Source organism: Kordia sp., from assembly GCF_045105435.1.
Taxonomy (GTDB): Bacteria; Bacteroidota; Bacteroidia; order Flavobacteriales; family Flavobacteriaceae; genus Kordia.
Genome location: NZ_JBGCDL010000364.1, coordinates 1 through 3,409 on the forward strand (window position 1 = coordinate 1; position 3,409 = coordinate 3,409).

Annotated in this window: 6 protein-coding genes; all 6 read right to left on the reverse strand. The window is 32.6% G+C overall.

Translation table 11 applies throughout. The annotated features are described in order from the left end of the window. Positions 1–254: 254 nt before the first annotated feature. Positions 255–449 (reverse strand): hypothetical protein, encoded by a 195-nt coding sequence (locus AB8B65_RS18405; protein ID WP_405302750.1) that lies wholly within the window; start codon positions 447–449, stop codon positions 255–257. 128 nt (positions 450–577) lie between these two features. Beyond that, positions 578–754, reverse strand: a complete 177-nt coding sequence (locus AB8B65_RS18410) for a hypothetical protein (RefSeq protein WP_405302751.1) — start codon at positions 752–754, stop codon at positions 578–580. Between the two features lie 79 nt (positions 755–833). Next, the gene (locus tag AB8B65_RS18415; protein ID WP_405302752.1) at positions 834–1,577 is read right to left on the reverse strand and encodes an EI24 domain-containing protein; all 744 of its coding nucleotides are present in this window, start codon (positions 1,575–1,577) and stop codon (positions 834–836) included. Between the two features lie 15 nt (positions 1,578–1,592). Then, the gene (locus tag AB8B65_RS18420) at positions 1,593–2,420 is read right to left on the reverse strand and encodes a hypothetical protein (RefSeq protein WP_405302753.1); all 828 of its coding nucleotides are present in this window, start codon (positions 2,418–2,420) and stop codon (positions 1,593–1,595) included. An 11-nt stretch (positions 2,421–2,431) separates the two neighbouring features. Further along, on the reverse strand, positions 2,432–2,956 hold the full coding sequence (locus AB8B65_RS18425; protein WP_405302754.1) for a GNAT family N-acetyltransferase: 525 nt from the start codon (positions 2,954–2,956) through the stop codon (positions 2,432–2,434). A 52-nt stretch (positions 2,957–3,008) separates the two neighbouring features. Next, a partial coding sequence (locus AB8B65_RS18430) for a hypothetical protein (RefSeq protein ID WP_405302755.1) occupies positions 3,009–3,409 on the reverse strand: 401 nt, incomplete at its 5' end.

The window sequence follows — 3,409 nt, forward strand, 5'->3', positions numbered from 1 at the left end:
TTTCCAATTCGTCTTCCTTCAAAGTTTCAACTAATGAGCCGTAAACTACATTGACAAATTCCCAATGTTTGCGAATTAATTCTGATTTAATATCAAAGTCTTCAATCTTATACATAGCTATCTTTTAAGAATCAATGAATATAGTAAAGAATTTTTTTTTCATTACTTTTTATATTAGAAATAGTACAATTGCGTGAAGCAAAAAAGAAGCCATTACTGACTTCTTTCACACAAACTATATTTTTAAAATGTGCTTAGTTGAAACATTTCGGATAGCCGTTACATGATAAGTTGCAGCTATTTCTTTCACTTGGGCAAGCAGCGCCAGGACAACTGTCAGTTGGTGCTTGTGGAGATTCAAAACCACCAATAATCATTTGTTGCGCTTTTTTCTCTAGCGAAACGATGGTGTTTTTCCCTAGACTTAATGTTGTTTTGCTTTTTTTCATTGTTTTAGTTTTAATGATTTGATTTTTTGTTTGAAGTAAAAAAAGATGCCATTGCTGACTTCTTCTTTTTTGTAAAAACCGTTTTCGGTGAAGTTTAAGAATGTCTTGTCAGCTTCTCAAATTGAGTTTTACTGATGTTGAATCGTTCTTTCACACGGACCGTCTTTGGCACAGGTTTTTCCTTCAGTTGGACATTGGTCGCCTGGACAACTGTAAGAAGTCACAGAACCACGTCCGCCAAAAATGTTTTCTAATGAAGCAACCGTTTTTTTACTGATTGCTAATTTTGCGCTACTTTTTTTCATAGTATCTATGTTTTAGTTAAGCGTGAAAAGTAACTAAAAGCAATAGGCAATGCGTTACACTAAAGTTTAGAAAATACTGTTACTTTTTTGTGTGTAATTCTCTTAGCGTCGTAATTGTTCCCGCTACGGCGGATAGTGGCAATACAACTAAAATTCCCAGAATAGGAATGAGTAAAATTCCCATGAATACGATTCCATTACCAATGGCAATTCCGCGATGATTGCGTACATATTCAAGACTTCTTTTGTATGGAAAGTAGCGTTCTAGCGTATAATCCATGTTTCCAAATCCTGCGTAATATGATTGTACTAAAAAGATGAGTAGCACGAAAATAAAGCCAATAACTGGAATGAAACTAAAGATAAAAAAAGGAGTAATCCACAATAATTCTACGACAAAGTTACGTATGCTTAATTGAAAAGCGCGTGCAAAAGCAGACGTTTGTGCTTTGAAACCTGTTCCTGGTTTTTTAACAATTCCGTATATATGTCGTTCTATTTTTTCTGAAATCGGACTCATAAACGGTGCTACAATAATGACTAACAGGTGTTTAAAAATGACAATTCCGACAGCAAAAATAAGCATGCCACCAATAAAAGTACTAATGGCAATTACGGTTTGTTTTCCCCAAGAAAATCCCCAAGCACTTGCAATAAAGTTTCCAAGGTCGTCGGAAAAACTCCAAGAAGAAAAAATGATTGTAATTCCGAGCAGAAAACTGATGACAATAGGAATTTTAAAATATTTCCATAGGTTGAGTTCATTCAGCAATCGGTAGGCTGTAAAGTAATCTTGAATTCCGTTGAATACTTCTTTTATCATGGTTTAAATGTACAATTAGTCTTGAAAATCTACAGGATCATAGTCATAGTTGCTTCCGCTACCACTATTGTATGTTCGTTCAATCACTCGTAATGATTCTTCAATTTCTTCAGAAATACCTGAGAAGAATACGTCTGAAAACTCAAAGATATCAAACAAATTAAAGTATTCATTCTTTATTTCTTCCTTTTTCTGAAGCTTTATGAGTGCGTTTAGTTTTTTTAATACTTCAACAGGTATATTCTTTAACAAGAAAAAATTTCCTTTTAAAAAAGATACTAGATATAATGCTTTTTGTGGCGAATCTTCAATGATTTGTTCCAAATTATCTTCAATTGCTACAAAATAACGTTGAATTTCATTTCGAACTTTTTTACCGTTTTTATTCAATCGAAATATACTAAAAGAGTCCAATGTGAATGAAAGAGAAAATAGATTGCCAATTTTCTGTTCTTTCAAAATACTTTTTTTCATTTTAGTATCTAATGGTGTTCCGTGATAAATTCGAAGCAGGTATGCATGCAATTGAAAGTAACTTGTTTCGGTAAGAATTGATAAAAAATACTTTTCATACCTGCTTTTACGATAGGTTTTAAAATTTGTATCCGTTTCTATAATAGTTCGTTCGCTGGCATAAGCATCGTTCGGATTCAGTTTTATATTTTTATGTGCAACAGAAAGTACTTTCTTCAATGTCAAATCCATCAACGTATATCGCATGATGTCTTTGAGTTGTGTTTTTGTGGGAGACAATAAAATAGCTGTCGCAGCAGGTTTTAAAACCGCTAAGTAACTAATTGCTTTTTTATCAAATTTTATATTTGAAATAGTATCGATTTGCATGCAGTTTTAGATTATAATATGCGTTCAAAATGTAAAACGTCCATGATGTTTCCGTGAAAATCTTTATGTCCATCTTTGACACGTTTAATTAATATAAAGTTGTGTTTTTCCGCGATGCGAAGACTTCCAGGGTTGTCTTCTCCAATTCTAAGAATGGCTTTTTGGAGTTGCAATTCTTCTTTGCAATAGGCGATAAGTAGTGAAATTCCAGCTGAGGTAATTCCTTTTCCTTCGTACGCAGCATCAATAAAATAGGCGAGTTCGCATTCTTTTGTTTGCCAATCAATTTTTTTTACGGTTACCAAACCAATTAGTAATTGTGTCGTTTTTTCAACAACCTTAAAGGTGTAATTTTCCTTTGCGGCAACTTCACGTATTTTTCTATTGATATAATTTTCAGCAGCAATTAACGAACTTATTTCTTTAGTTGTAATAGGAAAATATTGATGCAATCGTTTGGCATTCGCCTGAATTAACTCAAAAAGCGGAATGGTGTCTTTTTTTTGTAGAAGTGCTATGGAAAACGGTGGTTGCATTGTTGTAAAAGTATTACAAATTCTGAAGCTAAAAAAGATCGGTTATAGACTTTTACTTTTTTACTTCAATAAAACCACTACTTGACAAACATCCGTTATGCAATTGAAATTCTTGCTTCATTGGTTTTTTTAAGATCAATTCGGAAGACCATGGATCAATTCGCCAGATATTAAAAAACTTGACGATTTTACAATGGTTTTTGCAGTTTTCATCTTTTAATTCATCGTATTGTTGCACAACTTCATAATAGAATTTTCCTGTAAATGGAGTATTTTTTCTATAGCCAAACTTTAAATATGTTTTATAATCGGAGTCAGATTCTTTTAATGTATTTTGCTTGCAAATTTGAATCGCTTTTTCTTTGGTGATAGTGAATTTTTTCTTTTGAAAAGTATTCATTTTTTCTAAAACAAGCGACTTTCCTTTCAAATTCCCAACGGAACCCAAATCTA